This is a genomic window from Frankia sp. CcWB2 (genome assembly GCF_977927585.1).
Window position 1 is genome coordinate 4371 of record NZ_CDWRCM010000065.1, and the last position, 847, is coordinate 5217.

General features: G+C 71.7%; 1 protein-coding gene. It reads right to left on the bottom strand.

Features of this window, described 5'->3' with window-relative positions; translation table 11 throughout:
- A partial coding sequence (locus ACY45C_RS09260; RefSeq protein WP_462187214.1) for a C40 family peptidase occupies positions 1–847 on the bottom strand: 847 nt, incomplete at both ends.

The window sequence follows — 847 nt, forward strand, 5'->3', positions numbered from 1 at the left end:
AAGCGGCCTGGTCACGGCCACGGTCCCACTCCAGTCCGAGATGTCGGATTCGACGACCCCCCACCGCGCTCCCTTGGCTGCGATGACCCGGCCGTCGCCGATGTACATCCCGACATGGCCCGGTGCCTCGGCGGTGCCGTCGGGGCCCGGGGTGAACAGCAGGTCCCCCGGCTGCGGATCGACGCCCGCGACCTGCGGGCCGAACCGCAGCTGGTCGGTCGTCACGCGGGGGAGCTCGATGCCGATGCGGCGATACGCCTCCCGGACCAGCGACGAGCAGTCCCAGGCCTCGGGACCGGTCGCACCCCAGACGTAGGGCTTGCCGATCTGCGACTGCATGAAGGCGACCATCGGGGCGACCGAACCAGCGGGGATGCCGACGCCGAGCTCCAAGGCGTCGCCGTACACCTGCGCCTGCGCGAGGATCGCGCGGACGTAGTTACGCGTCTCGGTGTACGGCGGAATGCCGGCGAAGGCAAGCACCGCACCCGCTCCCGCGTTGTACGCGGCCAGCATCTTCTCCTGGGCCGCGCCGGACACGGAGGCGACCGAGGCCGCCACCGCGCAGTCGTACCGGGCCGCCGCGGGGATCGCGTCGGCCGGGTTCCACACGTCGCCCTGCCCGTGGGACGCCCACGTCCCGGGCATGAACTGGGCGATCCCCATCGCGCCCACGGGTGACCGGGCCCGCGGGTTGAAACCCGACTCCTGGTGTAACTGGGCGGCCAGCAGGGCGGGAGTCACCTCGGCGCATCCGGCCGCGTTCGCCGCATCAATGATCGTCTGCAGGTACTCGGCCGGGATGCCGTCGGAGTTCCTGATGGTCCGGTTACCCCCGCCCTGATCC